Origin of the sequence: Pseudomonas sp. 58(2021), from assembly GCF_017491585.1 — a bacterium.
Lineage (GTDB): Bacteria > Pseudomonadota > Gammaproteobacteria > Pseudomonadales > Pseudomonadaceae > Aquipseudomonas > Aquipseudomonas fluorescens_BT.
This window is the reverse complement of record NZ_JAFGYZ010000027.1, coordinates 37,191-61,072: the sequence shown is the minus strand read 5'-3', so window position 1 is coordinate 61,072 and position 23,882 is coordinate 37,191. Positions and strand designations below refer to the sequence as shown.

Here is a 23,882-nt window from a genome sequence, read left to right as displayed (position 1 = left end):
TCCCTCACCCTTTTTTATTGGAACGACGCCGATGACTGCTCGCGCAGAGAACGCGGGCGCATGTCGATCCAGTGCTCGTTGATGTAATCCAGGCAGACCTGACGTTCGCCACGCATCCCGGCCGCGTTCCAGCCGCTGGCCATCGGCTTGCCCGCCGGCCACAGGGAATACTGACCCTGAGCGTTGATCACCACATCGAATTGCTGCTGTGCGTCATTCATGTCGTCTCTCCTGTTGAACGGGATTGCAGGGTTGTCAGATGCACGACCAACCCTTCGGCAAACTGGTGGAACAGCGCACGCCGCTGCTCGTCGGTCTGAGCGCAAGCCCAGACAAACACCCGCACCGACGTACCGCAGACCTGCGCGTACGTGTCAGCATCGTCAGCCGCGAAGGCCCGGGCGGAGATTTCAGCATTGGCGGCGGCATGAGCCTGGGCGAACGCCGTGGCACTGGCCTCGGTATTCAATTGCGCGTAATACGCTGCGAACGCCTCGGCATCGCCGAAGTGCTCGGCGATCATGGCGGTGTTGCTCGGCGCGAGACCGTAAGTCATCGCGCTGGCATGGGCCTGGGCGTATGCCGCGTCGTAGGCATAGGCCCGTCGATACAGCGCCAGCAAAACCGGTTTGAGCGTGGCACGCCACTCGCCCAGGCGTGCGCCCACGCCAAGTGCCGCCCGATGATGCAGGCTTTGCAAAGCGAGCAGCGCTGGCCGATGCTCCGACAGCGCCTCGCACAGCACCGGCAGAACCACCTCGGCTTGCCAACGATGAATCAGCCGAAGCGACGGCATTTCGTCGAGCCTGCAAATCCGCTTGCACAAGACCTCGGGCTGGCCGTCGCACAGCACCTGCGACAAGGCAGACAACCAGTCAGGCATCGAAATCATTTCCTTCATATCGACGCCTCCTGCGCGCCGATCACCTCGGCCAGCATCCGCGCCCAGTGCCCCGCCACGATGCCGTAGTGATCGGTGTCCAGCCGTTGCCAGCTCTGCAACTGCGGGAGCAGCGCCCGCCAGTGGCGTTGCAGGTCGTCCAGACTCCAGGCATCGCCCAGACCATAGGGGTTAGCGCGTCCGGCGATAAACATCCGCACCGGTGTAGCCGCCAATGCTGGCGGCTGGAAGTCGACCATGCTGCTCATGTTGTTGCGACAGCACACCGTCAGCCGTTGCAGGTAAGCCTGACGGTCTTCGGACATCGCCTGCCCTTCGACGTCGGGCCAGCGCTGGGCGAACTCTCGCTGGAACACCTGCTCGATGGTCCGCTCGTCGATACCGGCCAGTTCCGCTCCGGCATTCGGTGCGGGCGGGTCGATCAGGTACAGCAGCGGTTGCCTGAAACCTTCAGCCTGCGCCTGCTGACACAGCGCCTGCGCCACCCAGGCCCCGAACGACCAGCCCGCCAGGCGCCAGGCGCAACCGTCCGGGAGGTGGGCCTTGATCGCCTGCAGATACAACCGGGCCCGCTCGACAATGCTGATGTTCGGTAGCGCCGGCAGACGCAACGCAGGGTCCGCAATCACGCACACCCCCAGATCTGCAGGCAGCGCTGAAACCAGTTCCCGATAGGCCTGAACATCTCCGCCCACCGGGTGAATCAGGTACAGCCAGTCGCCGCCGACGCCGGCATGCCACTGATCGACCCGCACCGCGTCGTTCCAGTGGTGCGGCGCGTGCGCTGAAGCCTCTGCCGTGGAATCTGCCACCAGCCCCAACACCTCGCTCAGGCTGACCTTGTGACTGAACTGCGACAACTGAAACACCTCACCCGTGGCCGCTTGCAGCTCGTCGATCAGGTCCAGCAACGTCAGCGAATCCGCACCCAGGTCGTACAGCGAATCATCGTCTTCCAGATCCGTCACACCGAGCCATTTGCACAGGCACTCACGCAAGCGCACCGAAAGATCCACGCCTTGGGGCACTGCAACCGCCGCGGCCGCGACGCCATGGCGAACCGGATAGAAGCGCCGCGCCGTGTCGATACCGGTGGTGGAAACCAGCAATTGCGGCAATTGCGTCGCCATCGCCAGATCGAACACCCGCCCCCCCTCTTCGGCCGACAAGCCGACCGTCAGATGCTCCTGATGCGCAGCGTCCCCGCCATTGTGGGTCGTGGCCATGCCGATGTCGCGCCAGATGTCCCAGTTGATCCCCAGACGCAGGCAAGCATTGGCCGTGTCCGGACGGTAATGCGCAAAGCCGTCGAGCACACCGCTGGCTGCCGAATAATCCAGATGCCCCGCGCCGCCGAACAGCGCCGACATTGATGAGCAGTACAGGACGAAACCCGGCGAAAGCTGTTCGATCAGGCTTTCGACCGCGAGCATGCCGTGAGTCTTGGCAGCCATCGCCTCGGCCATCTGCCGGGCGTCGCGATGGCGAATCAGACTGCCTGCACCGACACCTGCTGCGTGGATCACCCCGCTCAGGCAACCGTAGCGTCGGGCCAGTTGATCGAGTACCTGCGGCCAGCGCGACAGGTCAGCGATGTCCGCCTGAACACAGTCGATTCGCGGCGCATAAGCCGTGAGATTTGCAGGCAACTGTCCTTGACGCGAGAGCAACACCACACGCCGCCCAGGCGCTTGCAGCAGGTGTTCGCACAGGGTGCGACCGATCCCGCCGCTGCCGCCCAGCACCAGAAACGTGCCGTCCTCCGGCAACAGGCTGGGTGTTGTGGTCGGGCCCGGGAATGGGTGAGCGATCAACCGTGGCTGCCACAGGTAACCGTCGCGCACCGCCATCCGCCGAGGCAACTCGGCCGCATCACCAAGCAGCGCCGCCAGTTCCTCGGCCTGACTATCAAGGTGCGGCGACGGCCAGTCCAGCCAGTGGCAACGCACCGGGTATTCCTGGGGCACCACTTCGCAGACCCCGGCCAGTGCCGCCAGCTCGGGACGCCGTACTTCGCCGTCCACCGGACACGCCTGCCACGACATCAACCACAACCGCAGGCGTGTCGTGCGTGCGATGTGCCCCCAGGCCTGCATCAGCGCGCTGATCGTGTCCAGACAGGCCCACTGCGCCAGATCCAGCGACTGCTCGTTGACCGCGCCTGACACAGCCAGCGGCAAGGTGTGCAGCCAGTCGAGCTCGCCGAGGGACGCTTCGACCACTTCACCGAGTAATCGGCTCAGGGCTTCGGTATCCAGCGGATCCAGCTCGAAACGGTCCGCACCGAGTTGCTTGAAGCCATTGCCCGCGCGCACTTGAACCACACGTCGATAAACCGTTCGCAGATGTTCCAGCAATGCCGCGCCGGGTGCTTCATGGCTGCAAAGAATGACCGTTTCTCGTGCGCCGCTCAGTGTCTTTGCGTTCAGGCGTTGGGCACGCATCCACTGCCGCTGGTGAAACCACTGCGCCAGCGGTTGGCGCTCGATACCTGCCGAAACGGGGGCAACGATTTCGGCAGTGGGTTCAAAGCGATAGGTCTGAAGATCGAACGACGCTGGCGGCAAGTCCCAGGGTGGCGGTGCCGAGCGCTGCGGCCAGTGGATATGGGCGCCTTCGTACCAGGCCTCCAGCAATGCCTGCGGTGAGTGATCACGGGCGATCAGTTGCACACCCGGCGTGGTGATTTCCTTGACCGTTGTCGGCAGCAAAGGAATGTCGTCACCCGGCTGGGAGACCATCGCAAAGCGCCAGCGCAGTTGGCGTCGACCTGACTGCAAGTGCCGCAGCAACGCGGTGCGCTGCTCCGGATGCGCTTGCAGGTGTTCGCGAATCGCCGCGATATCGCGCAGCAATTCAGATCGGCTTTGGGCCGAAACCATCAACAGTGGCAGCGTTTCCTCGGCTGTTTCCTGCACCGTCGGTGCGGCGCCGACAATCACATGGGCATTAGTCCCTCCGATCCCGAAGCTGCTGACACCCGCCAGACGTCGCCGTCCTTGCGGCCATGGCCTGGACGTGGTGGGCACGTAGAACGGCGAATGTTCCAGATCGATCTGCGGATTGATCCGGCCAAACCCGAGGTTCGGTGGCAGCACGCCGTGGAATACCGCGAGACTGGCGCGAATCAGCCCGACCACCCCCGCCGCCGCGCCCAAGTGGCCGATCTGGCTCTTCACCGAAGCCAATGCGCAATGGCCGGCTGGCGCATCGCCGAAGGCCTGGGTCAGCGCCGCGACTTCGATCGGGTCCCCCAACAAGGTGCCGGTGCCGTGGGCCTCGATGTAGCCGATGTCGGCACCGGTCAACCCGGCCCGGTTCAAGGCATCGCGGATGACCGCGCTTTGCCCGGCCACCGACGGCGCGGTGTAACTCATCTTGGCCCGGCCATCGTTGTTCAGTGCCGAGCCTTCGAGCAACGCATAGATCCGGTCACCATCGGCCCGCGCCCTGGCCAATGGCTTGAGCACCACCACGCCATAACCACTGGCGCCGATGGTCCCGCTGGCATCGTCGCTGAACGGGCGGCACAAACCATCGGCGGAAAAGATGTGCTGCGAACGGTGACGATAGCCTTCGGTCAGGGTCGGGTCGATCAGCACACCCGCCGCGAGCATCACGTCACTGTCACCCTGACGCAGCATCGAACTGGCCAGGTGTACCGCGATCAGCGAGCTGCCGCACGCCGCCTGCACACTCAGGGCCGGGCCATTGAGGTCCAGGTGATACGCCGCCTTGGTCGCCAGAAAGTCCTTGTCGTGGTGCAGCGCCATCTGGAAACCGTCCGGCAGATCGCCTTGCGCGGTGTCGCGCAGCATCTGCTGGAAGTACGTGGTTTCGCCGCAACTGGCGATCAGGCCGATGCGCGGGCCGTCCGCCGACGGGACGATGGCCGCGTGCTGCAGGGCCTGCACACAGCCCATGAGTAGATGCCGCTGTTGCGGGTCCATCAAACGCGCTTCCTGGCGGCTGATGCCGAAGTACTCGGGATCGAAGTCGAGCATGCCGGCCAGTTGGCTGCGGGCGCCGACCAGACCTTCTTCGGCGGTAAAGTGCTCGATGCCCAGCCCATTGCCTTGCACCATCGCCCAGAACTCGGACAGGTTCCGCGCCCCGGCCACATTGACCGACATGCCGATGATTGCCATCGGCTGGTGACCTGAATCGGTTTGCCTTACACGCTCCACCGCTGCCACCGGCGCTGTCGACAGATGCGCCGCCAGGCGCCGAATCGTGACGTGTTCGAACAGATCGGCCATCGTCACCTTGTGCGGCAGCTCTTCGGCGTAACGGCCATGCAAACGCATCAGGCCGAGGCTGGTGGCGCCGGCCTCGAAGAAGGTCTGCTCCGGCTCGATGTCGCGGCCGATCACGGCCTGGAACAACTCGCTCAGTTGCCGTTCCAGTGCGGTCAATTGCACGACCGGCCGGGGCGTGCTGCGCCGTTCCAGCGCCTCGCCCAGAGCCGGCAAGGCCTTGCGGTCGATCTTGCCGCTGGGGGTGCGTGGCCAGACATCGATCCGCCGATATTCATCGATCCGCACATGGGCCGGCAGCAGCCGCGCGACCTGACGATCCAGCAGTTGCGAGGTCGCAGGCTCGCCTTCGAGTTGCAGCCACGCTGTCAGTCGCGGTGGCTCAGCCTGAACCGCCACCACCGCGCTGACCACCTCAGGCACCTGCATCAGCGCCGCCTCGATCTGCCCCAGTTCCAGACGATGACCGCTGAGTTTGATCTGCTGGTCGTCACGTCCCAGGAAATGCAGACAGCCTTGGGCATCGGCCCACGCCAGATCGCCGGTGCGGTAATACAAACAGCCGTCTGCCAGCTCGACAAACCGCGTAGCGTTCAGCGCAGGATCAGCCAGGTAGCAACGGGCAACCATCGGTCCGGCCACCAGCAGATAGCCGCGACTGCCGACCGGCACCGGGCGATCGTGCTCATCGACCAGCAGCAATCGGGCGTTGCCGACGGCATGGCCGATCGGCGCGCGCAACGGCCAGTCCCGCGCCACGGGCGGCAGGCGCAAGGCACTGACCACGTGGGTTTCGGTCGGGCCGTAGTGATTGAACAATGAAGCTTGCGGCATGCCGCCGAACCAGTTGCGCAACGCCTCGGTACAAAGCAGCTGTTCCCCGGCGGTGATCACTTCGCGCAATGCCGGCGGGTAGATTCCGCGAGCCACAGCGGTTTGCGCCAGATACTGCAACGCCACGTACGGCAGGAACAGGCGCTCGACCCGAACCTCGACCATATAGCCCAGCAACGCCTCGGCGTCCTGACGCCAGCGCGGTGTGATCAGGTGATAACAACCGCCGCCACACAGGGTGCTGAAAATCTCCTGAAACGACACATCAAACGACAGCATGGAGAATTGCAAGGTTACCGCTTTCGCCGGCAACTGCCCCTCGGTGCGCTGCCATTGCAGCAGATTGCACAGGGTGCGTTCCGACACTTGTACACCTTTCGGTGTGCCGGTCGAGCCAGAGGTGAACAGCGTGTACAGCGGCCGCTCACCAGCGTGGCGTGGACGCTCGAATGTCCCTGCATCGGCGCGCAGGTCAACCCGGTGCATGGCGAATCGCCCCGCGTTCAGCTCCTCCAGCGCCGCTTCGGTCGCATCGCTGAACAGCACACAATGCGGCTGCGCCTGTTCCAGCACCTGACGCTGGATCGCCACCGGATAAGCGGGATCCAGCGGCACAGCGGTCAGGTTGAGTTTGGCCAGCGCCAGCAAGGCGACGATATGTTCCACCGAGGCATCGAGGAACAGCACCACATGCAGCGGCGCGTTTGCGGCCGGCAACGGATGACGCGAGATCAGATTTGCCGCCAGAGCATTGGCCAGCGCATTCAGTTCGCTATAGGTGAGGCGCTGCTGGCCCTGAACCAGCGCCACCGCCTCAGGCGTGCAATGCACCTGATGCTCGAACCCGTCCGCCAATGTGTTGAACGGCAACGCGATCCGAGGGCCCTCGCTGGCCGGTGGCAGGCTGCGTCGATACGGCTCCAGCAAATCGTTGAGGTTCGCCGCCGGGGTTTCCAACAGCAGGTCAAGGCCTCGGCGAAACAGTGCGTTCACCGCCCGCATCTGTTCGCCATCGAAATAGCTGCACTGATATTCCCACCAGCACTCCAACTGCGAACCACTGCCCACCATCAGCAAGGTCAGCGGGCACTTGGCGTGCAAGAGTTCGTTGAATTCCAGCGTGGCGCGCAGGCTCGATTCCGCCAGTGCCGCGTAATCAGTGTTTTCCAGCACGAACATGAAATCGAACAGCAAGGGGCTCGACGACAGCCGCAGGTCTTCCACCAGATCCGCCAGTGCCACGTCCTGCAACGCCAGCACCTCGCGCACGGTGGCGGTCTGCTTGCGCATCTGCTCGCTCAGGGTCAATGCCTGTTCGACGGCGGTGGGGATCAGCACAGTGTTGGCAAACATACCGACCGTGTCTTCGAACTCCGCCAGCGGCCGGTTGGACACCGGGCTGGCGATCCGTGGCCGCTCGCATCCGGTCAGGGCGTACAGGCTCCAGGCGAAGACACTGAACAGCACTTCGAAACGGGTCAGTCGCTGTTGCGTGCAAAAGCGTTCGAGGGCGGCGCTGCGCAGGGTGCCCAAGGGTTCTCGGTGCAACCGGGCGTCCGGGCTGATTTCGCGCATTGGCATCAGTGCGGGCGACGGTTCTTCCTGGCGGCGGTGCAACTCGGCCAATGCCCGGCGCTGGTCGCGATAATGCGGATCGACGCTCCACTGGCGCTGCCACTGGCCAAACTCCAGCGTCGTCAATCGGCCCGCCGGTTGCGGGCTGTCGCGGCCTTGCAGGACATCGGTGTAAAGCTGATTCAGGTCGGCGAACAGCAGGTTCACCGACCAGCCATCGACGATGATGTGATGCAGGTTCAGCAACAGCCGGCAGCGGCCATCGGTGAACGGCAACAGCCAGGCCTGAAACAGGTTGGGGGTGGTCAGGTCGAACGGCGCGGCGAACACCAGCTCGGCGAAGGCCTGCCAGTTGTCCTCGGTGAAATGCTCGACCGCGAAGGTTCGACAGGTCGGCCCCTGTTCGGCGATTACCTGATCGAGTCCATCACCACCGGTTGCAAAAGCCGTGCGCAACCCCGGATGGCGTAGCACCAGACGCCCCACGGCCTCGGCCAGTGCCGCGACATCGACACCTGCCGCCAGATGCAGAATCAGCGGCACGCTGTAAGCGGTCGAGGTCGGCGAACGTTGCTGCAACAGCCACAGGCGGCGCTGTTCAGCGGTGGCCGGCAAGCGTTTTGCGCGACTGATCGGAGGCGCAGGTGGGTAGATCGACTCGCAGTTCGTTTCACCGGTCAGTTGCTCGGCCAACGACAAGAACGACTCGTTGAGCAACGTGTCGAGCGCGATCTCGCGCTGCCAGCGAACACGAATCGCCGAACGCAGGCGCATGGCCTTGAGCGAATCGCCGCCGCTTCCCAGCCAGTCATCCTGGGCACTGAGGGACGGTTGGCCGAGCAGCGAACGAGCCTGACCCAACAACCAGTCCAGCGCCGGCGAAGCGTTGTCGTTTTCCATCGTCGCCAAGACTGGATGCCACGGATTCAGCGGTTGGGCCAGCAAGCTGTCTCGATCGATCTTGCCATTGGCCGTCAGCGGCAGGCGCTCCAGCAGGAACAGTTGATGCGGGCGCATATACGGCGCCAGTTGCGCCCGCAGATGGGTTTCAAGTGCGTGATAGTCGAGGTTCCCGCGAGACACGATGAATGCCAGCAGTTGATGATCCTCCGCCGCCTGACGCCGGGTGCAGACGTACACCTGCGCCACGCCCGGATACTCCAGCATCCGTTGCTCCACCTCCCCCGGCTCGATCCGGAAACCACGGATCTTCACCTGCCGGTCGACCCGCCCCAGGTACTCGATCAAGCCTTCGGCGTTGCGCCGCACCAGATCACCGGTGCGGTAATGCACCGACGCGCCACCGTCGAAGTCGGGCAAGCGCACGAACTGCCGAGCAGTTTCTTCGCGCCGGTTGCGATAGCCACGGGCGACACCGCTGCCGCTCAAATACAGTTCGCCCACTTCTCCCGCCGGTACCGGCCGTTGCTGCTCGTCCAACACCTGCACGCCAGTGTCCGGCAGCGGTCGGCCAATGGGCACCGAGTCGCCGACAAAGTCGCGACTGATCGGCCAGCACAGGGCAAACGTGGTGCATTCGGTGGGCCCATAGACATTGAAGATCCGGCACCGGCTCTCTGGGTTGGCCCGGTACCACGCACGCACGGCTGCGGCGCTGATCTGCTCGCCGCCGATCAGCACCTGACGCACGCTGGAAAAGCACGACGGCCATTCGGCGATCAAGGTGTTGAACAGCGATACCGTCATGAACAGGTTGTCGACCTGGGTCCGCTCCAGCACCTCGGCCAGCCGACGCGCATCCAGCACGTCCTCGTCGGCGATCATCACGCAGCAGCCGCCGTTGAGCAGCGGCGCCCACAGCTCGAAACTGCACGCATCGAACGCCGGGTTGGACAGGCAGGCAAACCGGTCCGCCGGACGAATCTCGATATAACCATCGGTGTGCGCCAGACGCAGCAAGCCGCGCTCGCCGACCTCGACTGCTTTCGGCATGCCGGTGGTGCCCGAGGTGTAGAACAGGAACATCACCTCGGCACAATCTTCGGCCAGTGTTTGCGGCGGAGCATCCGGTTGATCGAGCAAGTCCTCGACACTGGTTTGCCACAATGAAGACGACCACAGCGGCTCTTCGCCCAAGGTAACAAGGCCGACACACGCCGCATCTGCCAACATCAATTCGCGGCGTTTACGCGGGCTGGCCCGATCCAGCGGCACCACCACTGCGCCGACTTTCAGCGCGCCAAGGATCGCCGCCAGCCATTGCCATGAACGCGGCATGCACAACGCCAGCGACTGGCCGGGCTTGATGCCACGCGCCAGCAACCCTCGGGCGATGCGCTCGCTGGCGCTGGCCAGTTCCGTGTAACTCAGGGTTACCGATCCGTCGATGACGGCCGCAGCCTTCGGATCACGCTGCACTTGCTCGGCAAAGCATGCGAGCAAAGTCAGGTCATTGGACGCACTCATCATTTCGCCTCCTGCGCGGTGAAGCGTTGCAGCTCTCGACGGATGATCTGCGAAACTCGATGGATTTCCGCGCTTTCGAGCATGTCCCAGTGCCCGCCACTGACCAGTTTCGCCAGATAGCCGCTACCCGCGCGTCGACGCCAGAATCCGCGCAGTTCATGCAACTGATGGCGGCTGAAGTCTTCCCGTGCCTGAATCAGCACAACACGCCCGGCTCGCGGCGCGCACTCATAAGCGGCCATGGCCAGTCGGTTGTGGTTGTAGATGTTGAAGTAGCGTTCGACCTGCTCGTCTTCAATGCCGGGGTACATGCCATTGAAGCGCACCAGTTTGTCGCGGAACTCGGCCATGTCCACGGTGCCGATCTGCTCGCGGAAACCCGGATCGTCGCTGCCCTGGGTGTCGAGCAGCACCACCGTCACCTGACGATGCCCCGCCGCCGTCAATCGCCGCGCCATTTCATAGGCCACCAGACCACCGAACGACAGCCCGGTGAGGATCAGCGGTTGCCGTGTCAGCGGTTCGATCTGGCGCAAGTAGGCTTCGGCCATTGCTTCGACCGTTGGCTCGGTGCTTTCCCCCGGATTCAGCCCCGGCGATTGCACCCCGTAGACGCCGGCTTCATCCGGCAACACCTTGGCCAGCGACAGGTAACAGAACGCCGTGCCGCCCGCCGGGTGGATGCACACCACGTTGCTGTACCCCTCACCTCGACGGAACTCGATCAGATTGCCCTGCGCAACCGCAGGGTTGGCCCCGACCCGCAGCCAGCCGCCCAGCGCCTCGATGGTCGGGTAGCTGAGCACCACGCGCACCGGCATTTCAACCGCGAACACCTGGCTGATTTCATGGGCCATCTTGATCGCGGCGATGGAGGTACCGCCAACATTGAAGAAGTTGTCGCGGATGCCGATCTGCGGCACCAGCAGCAGGCGTTTCCAGATCTGGTACAGCGTCAGTTCGATGTGATCGCGCGGGCTGCTCAGATTGACCTGACGATTGACCATTTCCTCGTCCGCCAGCGCTGTCAGCGCGGCACGGTCGACCTTGCCATTGGCGGTCAGCGGCAAGGCGTCGAGCCACAGATAACTGCCGGGAACGACCGCACGGGGCAGCGTCGTCGCCAGATGGGCTTGCACCGCCGCCTGGTCCATCGATTCGGCGACCACACAACAGGCCACCAGTCGCTGATCCTGCGCCGCTTCGCCGACCATCAACACCACGGCGCTGCGGATACCGGGAAACGCTTCGAGCCGGGCTTCGATCTCGCCCAGCTCCAGGCGCACACCGCGCAACTTGACCTGAAAGTCGTTGCGACCCAGAAATTCCAGTTGACCGTCCGGGCGATAACGCGCCAGATCGCCGCTGCGATAGAGCCGGTCTCCCGCGACAAACGGGTTGTCGATAAAGCGCTCGGCGCTGAGCTGCGCCAGCCCCAGATACCCCCGGGCCACGCCCACGCCGCCAATGTGCAGATGCCCGGTCACGCCCACCGGCACCGGCTCATCGCGGTCATCGAGCACGTAAAAACGGTTGTTGGAAATCGGCCGACCGATCGGCAGTTGCCGGGCCGGTACCTCGGCGCCGGGCTCCAGGGTCCAGATGCTGTTGATCACCGTGGTTTCGGTCGGGCCGTAGACGTTGTGCAGCCGCGCATGGGGCAGGCGCTCCTGAAAGCGCCGGGCCAGGGCCGGCGGCAGTTCACCGCCGCCGCTGAACACATCGGTCAGCGAAGCGCACTGACTGACCTCCTCGACCTCCAGAAACAGCTGCAACATCGCCGGCACGAACACCAGCGCCGTGACCTTCTGCGCGCGCACCTCGCGGGCCAGATACGCCGGCTCGTAATGCCCACCGGGCTTCGCAATCACCAGCCTTCCGCCGGTTGCCAGCGGCCAGAATGTTTCCCAGACCGAGGCATCGAAACCGAACGGGATCTTGTGCAGCATCGCTCCCGCTTCACCGCAGACCTGCAAGCACCACAACAGCAGGTTACTCAGCCCACGGTGGGCCACCATCGCACCCTTGGGCAAACCGGTGGTGCCCGAGGTGTAGATCACGTAAGCGAGATGGTCAGGGGTGACGCCGACACTGCGTGGATCGAGGTTGTCCGCCGGCAACGACGCCCAGCTCGCGGCATCTTTTTCGAGGTCGAGAATCGGCGCTTCCCAGGTCGAGCCTTGCACAGCCTGGCGCAAAATCCCGTGCGCCGAACCGAGGGTCAGCAGCACCGCCGGTGTGCTGTCGCCGAGCATATGGCTCAGGCGTCCCAGCGGGTAATCCGGATCCAGCGGCACGTAGGCGCCGCCGGCCTTGAGCACCGCCAGCAGCGCCACCGGCAACTCCAGCGAACGCTCGATGCACACCGCCACGCGTACGTCCGGGCCGACGCCCAAGGTGCGCAAATGCCGCGCCAGTCGGTTGGCCCGGGCATTGAGTTCGGCGTAGCTCAGGGATTCACCCTCGAACACCACCGCGCAGGCCTGAGGATTGCTCGCGGCCTGCGCTTCGACCAGTTGATGCACACAGGGCGCCGCTTGCGTCAGCGGCGCGGCGCGGTTGAAGTCCACAAGCACTTGCTGACGCTCGGCCTCATTCATCAACGGCAAGGCATTGATCGGTTGCTTGGCATCAGCGGCGATCTGCTCAAGCAGATGGCGGTAGTGCCCGCTCACGCGTTCGATGGTCTCGACGTCATAGAGGTCGGTGTTGTATTCCACCAACAGGTCCAGCCGCCCTTCCCGCTCGACCCACTCGAACGCCAGATCGAACTTGGCCGTGGCATTGCTGGTGCCATACGGCGCCAGTTCCAGACCGGGCATCTGCACCGCGTTGCCCGGCGTGTTCTGCAACACCAGCATCACCTGGAACAACGGCGAATGGCCGGGATCACGTTGCGGGTTGACGGCTTCGACCACGCGGTCGAACGGCACGTCCTGATGGGCGTGGACGTCGAGCATCTGCCCGCGTACTTCGCGCAGCAATTCGGCGAAGGTCTGTTGTGGATTCAGGCGCTGGCGCAGCACCAGCGTGTTGACGAAATGGCCGATCAGCGGCTCGACTTCCGGGCGATTGCGGTTGGCGAACGGCGTGCCAATGCACAAGTCCTGCTGGCCGCTGTGGCGCCACAGCAGCACCGCCAAAGCGCCCAGCAACACGTTGAACAGCGTGCCCTGAGTCTGCCGGGCCAGCGCCGTGAGTTCACGCAAGGTGCCGCCATCGACGGAGGAACTGAACGTGGCGCCGACATAACGCTGCACCAGCGGCCGCGGCCGGTCGGCGGGCAAGGTCGACAACAGCGGCGCGTCTTCCAGGGTCAGACGCCAGTAATCGAGCTGAGCGTCCAGCACCGCACCGCCCATTCGCTGTTGCTGCCAGCAGGCGTAGTCGGCGTATTGCACCGGCAACGGCGCCAGGGTCGGCGTTTCGCCACGCAGATAATCGCCATACAGCGTCGCGACTTCATGCAGGATCACGCCCATCGACCAGCCATCGGCGATGATGTGGTGCACGCTGTACAGCCACAGGTATTCGTCGTCGGCCAGGCGCAGTAACGACGCGCGAAGCAACGGCCCGGTGGCCAGGTCGAACGGTGCCCGGGCGTCCTGTTCGACGGCGAATCGCACTTGTTGCCCACGCTCATCGACTGACAACTGGCGCAGATCCGTTACCGTCAACGACAGCGGCATCGACGGGTGCACCACCTGACGTGGTTCTCCGTCCACGCTGCAAAACGTCGTGCGCAGGACTTCATGGCGGGCAACCAATTCGTTGAGCGCCCGCTCCAGCAGCGCCACGTCCAGCCGTCCCTTGAGCATCACCGCCGTGGGCACGTTGTAGAACGGGTTGCCGGGTTCCAGTTGATCGAGAAACCACAATTGCCGCTGCGAGAATGACAACGGCCAGGATGCGTGCTCGCCGGCACGACGGGGAATCACCGCGTCATCGTGCCTGCCGAGCAAGGCAATCAGTTCCTGTTTGTGACGCTTGAGCGCCTGGGTCAGTTCTTCGGTGAGAAACCCGCGCGGCGCCTTGCAGCGCAGCCTGTCACCGTCCACTTCGAGCATCACGCCATGGCGAGCGAACAACGCCAGCAATTGATCGGCATTCATACTTCGAACTCCTCCATGTCTTCGTCGTCCAGGCTGGCGGACACAGGCTCGATGGCAAACGCCTCGACCGGCGCGCGGTGTTGTTCATCGGCCGTGCGCAGCCCGCCGATCATCGAGTAGATCAATTCATGGTTCGGCCCGAGGTCGAACAGCGTCGTCAGTTGCTGTTCCTCGACCGAGCCGATGCCGCACAGACCCAGGCCGTGCTCGACGGCGGTCATGCTCAGCAACTGCGCCATGGCCCCGCTTTCGATGTGGCAGAAGTCGCGGCTGCGCTCGCCATACAGCGGGCGGATCGCGGCCATGTCGGCGATAAAGAACAGCGAGAACGCCGCGTTCTCGTACACCGGACGGTTGACGAAATAGTCGTAAGTGTCCGGGTCGAGCGCTCCGCTCTGGAGCGCCAGCAAACGGTGCTGACGGGGATCGTAGTAATACGCGCCACCGGGCACGCCGAGCACGCGATCTGGCTTGACGTAAAGGTAGGCCTGAATCGGGTACAGCCCGCCCGCCGACGGGAACTGGTACTTCACCTCTCCGTCGAGTTGCCCCTGGGCCAGCGCCGCCAGTACGTGCGCAAAGGCCTGGGTGGCGATCGGCTGCAGAGCGTATTGGCGCACCGAACGGTAATCGCTCAGACGCCGGGCAAAGGCCGGATCTTGCGGCAGGTCCAGCGCCAGCGCCGGCAGGGTTTCCGCGAACGCGCGGCGACCGCGTTGCTCAGCCTTGAACTGCGCCCGTTGCTGTGGATCTTCGATGATGTCCTGCACGGGCTCCGGGGCCTGCTGAACATTGCCGAGCAGATCCTGCCGCGCCCGGTTCTGGCGATACATGCCAAGCAGATGCAGCAACGTCGGCTGGGCCAGCAGTTGCGCCACGTGCGGACGGAACTGCAAGGCGCCGGACAATGCATTGCTGATCCGGACGATATCGATAGATGTTGCGCCAAGGTTCAGCAGGTTGGCGTTGGCGGCGATGGATTCGCGCTTGAGCACGCCCTGCACGATCTCCACCAGCCGCTGTTCCTGCGGGCCCTCGACTTCCAGCGCCGGTCCTTGCTCCTCGATTTGCTCCGGTTCCGGCAGGCGCTTCTTGTCGACCTTGCCGTTGGACGACAACGGCCACGCCTCGACGAACGTGAACGACGCCGGAATCATGTAGGCCGGTAGCTTGTCGCTCAGATACGCGTTGAAATCACTGGCCTGCAACGCCGGGTCGGCCTTGAGCACGTAGCCCGCCAGACGCTTTTCGCCCAGCGTGCTGCCCAAAATCCGCACCACCGCGCTCTGCACCCCGGGGTGGCGATTGAGCGCGGCTTCGATTTCGCCCAGCTCGATGCGATAACCCTGAACCTTGACCTGATTGTCTTCGCGGCCGAGGAATTCGATATTGCCGTCCGGCAGCAAACGCCCCAGGTCACCGGTGCGATACAGCCGTTCGCCGGTCAGTGGATGGTCAAAAAAGCTGCCCGCGCTGAGTGTTTCATCGCGCCAGTAACCTTTCGCCAGACCGATGCCGCCGATGTACAACTGCCCCGCGACCCAGGCTGGTCGCACTTGCAGTGCTTCGTCCAGCACGTAGAAGCGCTGATGATCGAGAGCCTTGCCGTAGGGAATGCTGCGCCACGCCGGGTCGACGTGCTGCACCGGATAGCAGATCGACCAGATCGACGCTTCGGTGGCGCCGCCCAGGCTGATCAACTGCAAGTCGGGCTGCAAGGCCCAGGCCCGCTCGGGCAAGGTCAATGGAATCCAGTCGCCGGACAACATCGCTACCCGCAGGCTGACAGGCAACGCACCGCCCTCGCCCTCCACGTATTCGACCAGCATGCCGAGCAGCGCCGGCACCGAGTTCCACAGGCTGACCCGATGACGTTCGATCAACGCCAGCCAGTGCGCCGGATCGAGTGACAGTTGCGGCTCGAGGAGCACCACCGCAGCGCCCACCGCCAACGTGCCGAAGAAGTCGTAGACCGACAGGTCGAAACTCAGCGACGAGATCGCCAATACGCGGTCGTTCGGGCCGACGGCAAAGCGCCGGTTGATGTCGAGCAGCGTGTTGACCGCACCGCGATGGTCGATCACCACGCCTTTCGGCTGGCCGGTGGAGCCGGAGGTGTAGATCACGTAAGCGAGGTCGCTTTCGTTCACCTGCACCGGTTGCAGTGGCAGTCCATCGTTTGAGATTTCATCGGTCACCGCGATGGCCGTGACCTGTGCCGGCCATTCGATCTTGTCGAGCAGCACCGGTTGGGTCAGGGCCAGACTCGCCTCCGCCCGTTCCAGAATATGCCGCAGCCGCTCCGCCGGCTGGGTCGGCTCGATGGGCAGATAAGCGCCGCCGGCATACAGAATCGCCAGAGTCGCGACCACTTGTTCCCAACCGCGCTCCATCACCACCGCGACCAACCGGTTCGGCAGTACGCCCTGCGCTTGCAGTCGGGCGCCGAGTTGCCGGGCCTCTTTGCACAACTGGGCGTACGTCAGCTGTCGCGTGCCGATCACCGCCAGTGCATCCGGCGTGGCGAGGGCCTGACGTTCGAACAGCTCGTGCATCAACGGCAGCGTTTGCTGATGGTCGACCGGCGCCGGCAACCGCGCCTGCGGCAGCAGTTGTGGGGTGTTCGCGCCCCAGGCTGTCGGCTCGCAGAGACTGTCGAGCAGCGTGTTATAGGCGACGAACATTTGCTCGATCATGCCTTGCGGGAACAGCTCGTCGATGCTGTCCCAGTTGAACAACAGGCGCCCTTCCAGCTCCAGCAACGTGTGGTCGAGCCACACCTGCGGGGTCTGGGTGATGCTGTGCATGTGCCGGGCGTTCAACGCGTCGGCCAGGTTGAATTCAGCCAGTTCCGGCGCCGCTTCCGACAGCGTGCTGTTGAACACGATCGGCATCGCCGTCTGCTGCACGCCCCGGGCCTGGGACAATTCGCGCAGTACCCGCACCCCGCTGACCACCGAATGGTCGATGTCACGCCACAGTTGCGCCTGCACCGCTCGGGCCTTGTCGGTGAAGCTCTGTGAACCGTCGATGCCGACTTCCAGCAGTACCAGCGAGGTGAAGTCGCCGATGATTTCGTCGACATCCGGGTGCAACGGCATGCGGTTGAACAGCGGCAGGCTCAGGGTGAAACGCGGGGTGCGGCTCCACAGCGCCAGCACTTCGCTGAACGCGGTCAGCAGCATCACCGACGGCGTCACCGCAAACTGTTTGGCCACGGCTTTGAGCTGCGCCCACTGCGCCGCCGACATGTCGCGGTCACGGCGGGTGAAGTGCGGGTTGGCGATGCTTTCGGGTTGGCGCACCAACGGAAGATCCGGCGCCGGGGCCAGAGTAGTCACTCGTTCGCGCCAGTAACCCAGCGCCTGCTCGTAGCGGCGGCCGTTGCGCAGTTGCTGTTCGGCCAGCACGTAGTCGCGGAAAGTCAGGCCCGGTTCCGCCAACTCCAGGGTCGGATCGGCGTAGAACGCCATCAGTTCGCGGGCGAGAATCTGCGTGCTCGCAGCGTCGACAATCAGCGCATCGAGACTGATGTGCAAATGAGTGATGCCGTCATCAAGCAACGACAGGCTGAACTCGAACAGCGGCCAGCGACTGGCGTCCAGCACCTGATGGGACTGGCGTTCGCGGGTTGCCTCAAGGGTGCGTTGCGCCTCTTTGGCGGGCAACCCGCGCAGGTCGCTGCGGGGCATGCGATAGGTCGGCACCTGCGCCAACACCTGTTGGGTGCCGTCGCTGAGGAACACCACGCGCAGCATGTCGTGGCGCTGGATCATGCGATTCAAGGCTTGTTCGAAACGTTCGGCGTCGAACTCGGGAATGCGCAGTTCTTCGTAGCCGTGGGCGCTGACACCACCGAGGCTGACCGTGGCCTCGCGACCGAACCAGTAGGCTTGCTGGATATCGGTCAGAGGGAATGGTTCATGCCGATTGCCGCGATCCGGCTCGATCTGAATAAATGCCGGTTCAACGCTCTGCTCTTCACGCGACACCTGCGCCGCCAGATCCAGCAACACCGGCGTCTGGAACAGGCTGCTCAGGGACAGTTGCGCGCCCATGCGCTGGTTGATCGCGTAGATCATCCGTGTAGCCAGCAGCGAGTGGCCGCCGAGGTCGAAGAAGTTGTCGTGAATGCCGACCCGCTCGCACTTGAGCACTTCGGCCCAGATCTCGGCCATTTGCCGTTCGGTGTCGTTGCGCGGCGCCTCGTAAGTCGCCCCGGCGCTGCGTTCCGGTGCCGGCAGCGCCTGGCGGTCGAGCTTGCCGTTGCGGGTCAGCGGTAATTGCGAGAGCCGGACCCAGGCGCTCGGGATCATGTGTTCGGGTAACTGGCGTTGCAGTTCGGCACGCAGGGATTCGCTGGTCGCGGAGCCGACCACATAGGCCACCAGGCGCTTGTCCCCGACCACGTCTTCACGCAGCAGCACCGCGGCTTCCTGCACGCCGGGTTGTTGATGCAACAGGCTGTCGATCTCGCCGAGTTCGATGCGGAAACCGCGCAGTTTGACCTGTTGGTCGATGCGTCCCAGGTACTGCACGTTGCCGTCGGCCTGGAATTTCGCGAGGTCGCCGCTGCGGTACATCCGCGCGCCCGGCTCGGCACTGAACGGGTCCGGCAGGAAGCGTTCGGCGGTCAGGTCCGGGCGGTTCAGGTACCCCCGGGCCAGACAGGCGCCGGCGATGTACAACTCGCCCGCCACGCCGACCGGCACCGGATTCAGATGCTCGTCCAGCACGTAGAGCCGCGCGTTGGCGATGGGACGGCCAATGGGCGGCGCGTCCGGCCAGGATTCGGCCTCGTTGCAGTCAAGGCTGAACTGGCTGACCACATGGGTTTCGGTCGGACCGTATTGGTTATGCAACCGCGCACCGCCGAGCCCGCGGACAAACCCGCGCAGCTCGTCATTGATCTGCAGGGCTTCACCGGCGGTGATGATCTCGCAACCACCGGCCGGCATCGGCGCATCGGCCGCGGTCAGGCCGGCGAGTTGCTGCAACACCGCAAACGGCAGGAATGCCCGCTGCACGCCTTCGGCCACCAGGGTCGGGCGCAGCGCGGCGAGGTCCTTACGGCTGTCTTCGGTCATCAGCAACAGGCTGCCGCCCTGGCAGAGGGTGCTGCAGATTTCCTGGAACGAGACGTCGAAGTTCAGCGAGGCGAATTGCAGCACGCGCTGTGGTGTCGTCGATTGATCGAGTTGCCAGGCAATCAGGTTATCCAGCGCACGACGGTTGTGGGCGACGCCTTTGGGTCGTCCGGTGGAGCCGGAGGTGTAGAGCACGTAGCCGAGGTTTTCCGGGCTCACCGTGACCTGCGGATCATCCGTTGGGTGTTGCGCCCATTGCGCTGCGTCAGTGTCCAGGCAGCAGATTTTCGCCTCGTTGGCCGGCAGCCCGGCCAACAGGCTCGACTGGGTCAGCAGCATGGTCGGCGCGGCATCGCTGAACATGAACGCCAGGCGTTCACTCGGGTAAGCCGGGTCGAACGGCACGTACGCCGCGCCGGCCTTGAGAATCGCCAACAGGCCGATGACCATTTGCGGCGAACGCTCCAGGCACAAACCGACGCGATGCTCGGGGCCGACGCCTTGCTCGATCAGGTAATGCGCGAGGCGGTTGGCCGCGCGATTCAGTTCGCGGTAGCTCAGTTGCTCACGGTCCGCGAGCAGCGCCACGGCGTCTGGATTTTGCCAGGCGAGGGTTTCAAAGCGCGCCACGCAACCGGGCAGTGACGCGGTATCCCGCGCGGTACGGTTCCAGTCATGAACGATCTGTTGGTGTTGCTCGGCACTCAGCAGCTTGATCCCGGCCAGCGACTGCTCGCTGTCCTCGACCATCTGCGTCAGCACCCGGCGCAGGTACTCGCCGAACTGCTCGACGGTACCGCGTTCGAACAGGCCCGAGGCGTATTCCAGACCACCGACGATCTGCCCGTCGCGCTCATGGAGCGCCAGTTGCAGATCGAACTTGGCCACGTGATGGCTGCTCTCGACCGGCGTAACGTCGAGCCCGCTCAGCAGCAGGTCGGAATCCTGATCCTGCTCCCAGGCAAACAACACTTGAAACAGCGGACTGTGGGACAGACTGCGCGGCGGATTGAGCAATTCCACCACTTGCTCGAACGGCAGGTCCTGATGCTCCTGAGCCTCCAGCGCCACCCGCCGCGTTTGTTGCAGCCATTGCGCCACCGATGGCGTGCCGGAGCGGTTCATGCGCAGCGCGAGGGTGTTGACGAAGAAACCGATCAGCCCTTCCAGTTCCTGCTGCGGACGGTTAGCCGATGGCACGCCGATCACCACGTCACTTTGCCCCGACAGGCGCGACAGCAGCAGCGAAAAACCGGCCAGCAGATTCATGAACAGCGTGGTGCCTTGCTGCATGCCCAAGGCTTTCAGGCGTGCGGTCAGGACGGCGTCGAAGACCAGCGGGACAAAACCGCCGAGGTAATCCTGCACGGGTGGACGCTTGTGATCGGTCGGCAGTTCCAGCAGCACCGGCGCGCCCATCAGGGTTTCGCGCCAGTAACGGCTTTGCTGCTCCAGCACGTCGCCGGACAGCCATTGTTTCTGCCACACGGCGTAATCCACGTACTGCACGGGCAATGGCGGTAGCGGATCGTCGCGATCCAGCAACGCCGCTTCGTACAGCTGCCCCAGTTCCCGGGTCAGCACGCCCATCGACCAGCCATCGGAGATGATGTGATGCTGGGTCAGCAGCAACACATGGTCATCCGCCGCCAGCCGCAGCAGACTGACGCGCATCAGCGGGCCCCGGCTCAGGTCGAAGGGTCTGGCGCCTTCCTCGTCGATCAAGCGGCTCAGACGTTCTTGCGCATCGTGCCCCTGCACGTCAGTCACCGTCAGCCGGACACTGTGCGCAGGCGGCGCAACCAATTGCCGCCCTTCCCCTTCAACTGCGATGAACGTGGTGCGCAGCGCTGCATGGCGTGCCACCAGTTGATTGAAGCTGCGTTCTAGCGCCGCCACGTCCAGCGAACCGCGCAAACGCAGGTTCAACGGCATGTGATACGCCGCGTTGCCACCCTCCATTTGCGCCAGAAACCACAGGCGCTGCTGAGCAGACGACAACGTTTGCGCGCCCGAGCGTTCAAGGGTTGTGATGGCTGGACGAGCCGCCGCCTGACTGGCTTGCAGCCGTTCGGCGAACGCTGCCAGCACCGGCGCGGCGAACAGCGTCGAAGGCGCGACTTCAAGCTTCAGCGTATGGCGAACCTGCGCCAGCACGCGCATCACCAGCAGCGAGTGACCGCCGAGGGCGAAGAACTGATCCTGTCGCCCGACCCGCTCGACGCCGAGCACGTCGGCCCAGATCGCGGCGAGCGCGGTTTCCAGCGGGCCCTGTGGCGCCTGGTATTGCTGCTGATCGAATGCCTCGACATTCGGAGCAGGCAGATTCGGGCGATCGACCTTGCCGTTGGGGGTCAGCGGCAGCGCATCCAGACGCACAAATGCCGTCGGCACCATGTAATCCGGCAGGCTGGTTTGCAGCTGTTCTCGCAGTGTGCGCGGGCTCAAAGTCGCGCCTGGTTTTTCGCAGTAATACGCGACCAGTCGAGGTTCACCGAGGCCGTCCTGACGCAGCAGCACCGCGCTTTCGCGCACGCCGGCAATGTCCGCCAGCCGGGTTTCGATTTCCCCCAGTTCCAGACGCAGCCCGCGCAACTTGGCCTGGGAGTCGTTGCGGCCGAGGAATTCCAGTTGGCCGTCGGCCCGATGACGCGCCAGATCTCCGGTGCGGTAAAGGCGTTCACCCGCCACGAACGGGTTGTCGATAAAACGCTCGGCAGTGAGTTGCGGAAGGTTCAGATAACCCCGCGCCACGCCGACGCCACCGATGTACAACTCGCCCGCGACACCCTCGGCAACGGGCTCGCCTTGCTCGTCGAGCAGGTAAATCCGGGTGTTGGGCAATGCCCGACCAATGGGCAACACCGCATCGATCCGGTTGCTTTCGGTGAGTTCAAAACAGGTGCTGTCGATGCTCGCTTCGGTCACACCATAGGCCTGGACGATCTGCACCCGCTCACCACAGAGCCTGCGCAATTGCCGTGCGCTGTGGGCGGTCCAGATGTCCGAGCCGCAGACCACGGTGCGCAGGAACGACAAGTCATGGCCGGTCTCTTCGACCCAGGCCAGCAAGGGATTGAGCAACGCCGGGACGAAGTCGGCAAAGCCTATCTGAGCTTCCCGCATCAGGCGATACAGGGCCGGTGGGTCCATCAAAGTGTCCCGGGGGCACAGCACCAGCGTGCCGCCAAACCCCAGCGCACGAATCAGGTCGGCGCTGAACACGTCGAAGGAAAAACCGGCCATTTGCAGGTGGTTGATCGGCTCGCCCAAAGCATAAAGTTGTGCCCAGGCAGCGCTCACCGCGATCAGCCCGCGATGCTCGACCATCACGCCTTTCGGGGTGCCGGTCGAACCCGAGGTGTAGATCACGTAGGCCAGGTGACGGGGTGTCAGGCCGATCGCCTGAGGGGCGGGGTTGTCTGCCGAGCACGAAGCCCAGTCATGGGCCTCGGCCAGATCCAGCACCGTCGGTACGGTCGCCGACTGTTCGAGCGCCGCCCGCAACACATCGCGCGCCAGACCATGGCTCAGCACCACCGGCGGCGCGCTGTCGGACAGCATGTGCGCCAGCCGCGCCTGCGGATACGCCGGGTCCAGCGGCACATAGGCGCCACCGGCCTTGAGCACCGCGAGCACACCGACCAGCATCTCCAGCGAACGCTCCAGACACAGCCCGACCCGCACGTCCGGCCCAACGCCGAGGCTGCGCAGGTGATGGGCCAAGCGGTTGGCGCGGGTGTTGAGATCGCGGTAATTGAGCGCCTCTTCCTGCCAACGCACGGCAATGGCCTCGGGGTTGCGCAGCACCTGCGCTTCAAACAGACCGTGCACACACAGATCGGTGTCGAACGGAATCGAGGATGAAACGTCGGGCTGCGCGGGATTCGTCCCACGCAAGGAAGTGTTGTCGAGCATCGGAGGCTACCGTCCATGACTACATTGTTTTTGTGATCAGGCAGGGACAGCACGCACCCTGCCAGTCAGGCCCCGGTATCAGGTACCGGTTCGGTCATTCGAATTCAGGAAGATGGCGCGGCACGCGCGTGCAGACTTGCGTCGCACACCGGCACACACAGGAAACCGGGGGGAGAAAGGCTGGCGAAGAACACCGCGGCGCGGTCCGCGCAGGCAGCTGGGGAGATGACAGAATCGTTGACGACATCCGTCGCCCTGTCCATTGCATCGTCGATTGCAAACCGCGTGATCAATTGAAACCTCGACTTCCATTTGAGGGTCAACGACGAGGAACAACCTGCGCGGTGGATGACAGCGCCAGGGTGGTCCCGATCGGCTGCGACTGCCGGGCCTGTGGGCACACGGCAATCTTCTGGCGCCGGGTTTGTGACCCGAAGCGCCGGCGGATAATAACCACGTTTTTTGTTAGGGAGGCAAACAAAATGTAGGAATTTTGCGAAATAAATATCGGACGTTTCCTACATGGTTGTGACGATGGCAAAGGGACAGAGGTGTCATAAATGCCGGGAATCCAGCCGCCGCTCCTGGCAAGCGCCGATTGTTGAAAACCCGCGCAGAATCAAGACTCGGCAAAGCAAAAGTCAGCGTGCGAAACGCGGCAGGCTTCAAGCGCTAACAAGCGCTAACAACGCATAACTGGCAGTCAATCGGGTGTGAAGGCAGGCTTGAATCTCACCGCTGAACGCCGGGCCACCTGCAAATCTTTTCGGCA

Annotated in this window: 5 protein-coding genes; all 5 read right to left on the bottom strand. The window is 64.0% G+C overall.

The annotated features are described in order from the left end of the window. Positions 1–14: 14 nt before the first annotated feature. Genes J5M72_RS25095 through J5M72_RS25075 form a run of 5 tightly spaced genes read right to left on the bottom strand, consistent with a single transcriptional unit; the run spans position 15 to position 23,110 of the window. Positions 15–221: an MbtH family NRPS accessory protein gene (locus J5M72_RS25095; protein ID WP_207867573.1), complete on the bottom strand. Its 207-nt coding sequence runs from the start codon at positions 219–221 to the stop codon at positions 15–17. Beyond that, positions 218–901 carry a hypothetical protein gene (locus tag J5M72_RS25090; protein ID WP_243433481.1) on the bottom strand — a complete coding sequence of 228 codons (684 nt, stop codon included), beginning with the start codon at positions 899–901 and terminating at the stop codon, positions 218–220. The genes J5M72_RS25095 and J5M72_RS25090 overlap by 4 nt, the downstream gene beginning before the upstream one ends. Next, the gene (locus tag J5M72_RS25085) at positions 898–9,996 is read right to left on the bottom strand and encodes a non-ribosomal peptide synthetase (protein WP_207867571.1); all 9,099 of its coding nucleotides are present in this window, start codon (positions 9,994–9,996) and stop codon (positions 898–900) included. The genes J5M72_RS25090 and J5M72_RS25085 overlap by 4 nt, the downstream gene beginning before the upstream one ends. Beyond that, complete coding sequence (locus J5M72_RS25080; protein WP_207867569.1) at positions 9,993–14,105, bottom strand: non-ribosomal peptide synthetase; 4,113 nt, start codon at positions 14,103–14,105, stop codon at positions 9,993–9,995. Before J5M72_RS25080 ends, J5M72_RS25085 begins: the two co-directional genes overlap by 4 nt. Beyond that, entirely contained in the window at positions 14,102–23,110 is a 9,009-nt protein-coding gene (locus tag J5M72_RS25075; RefSeq protein WP_207867567.1) for a non-ribosomal peptide synthetase, read from the bottom strand. The genes J5M72_RS25080 and J5M72_RS25075 overlap by 4 nt, the downstream gene beginning before the upstream one ends. Between the last annotated feature and the right edge of the window lie 772 nt (positions 23,111–23,882).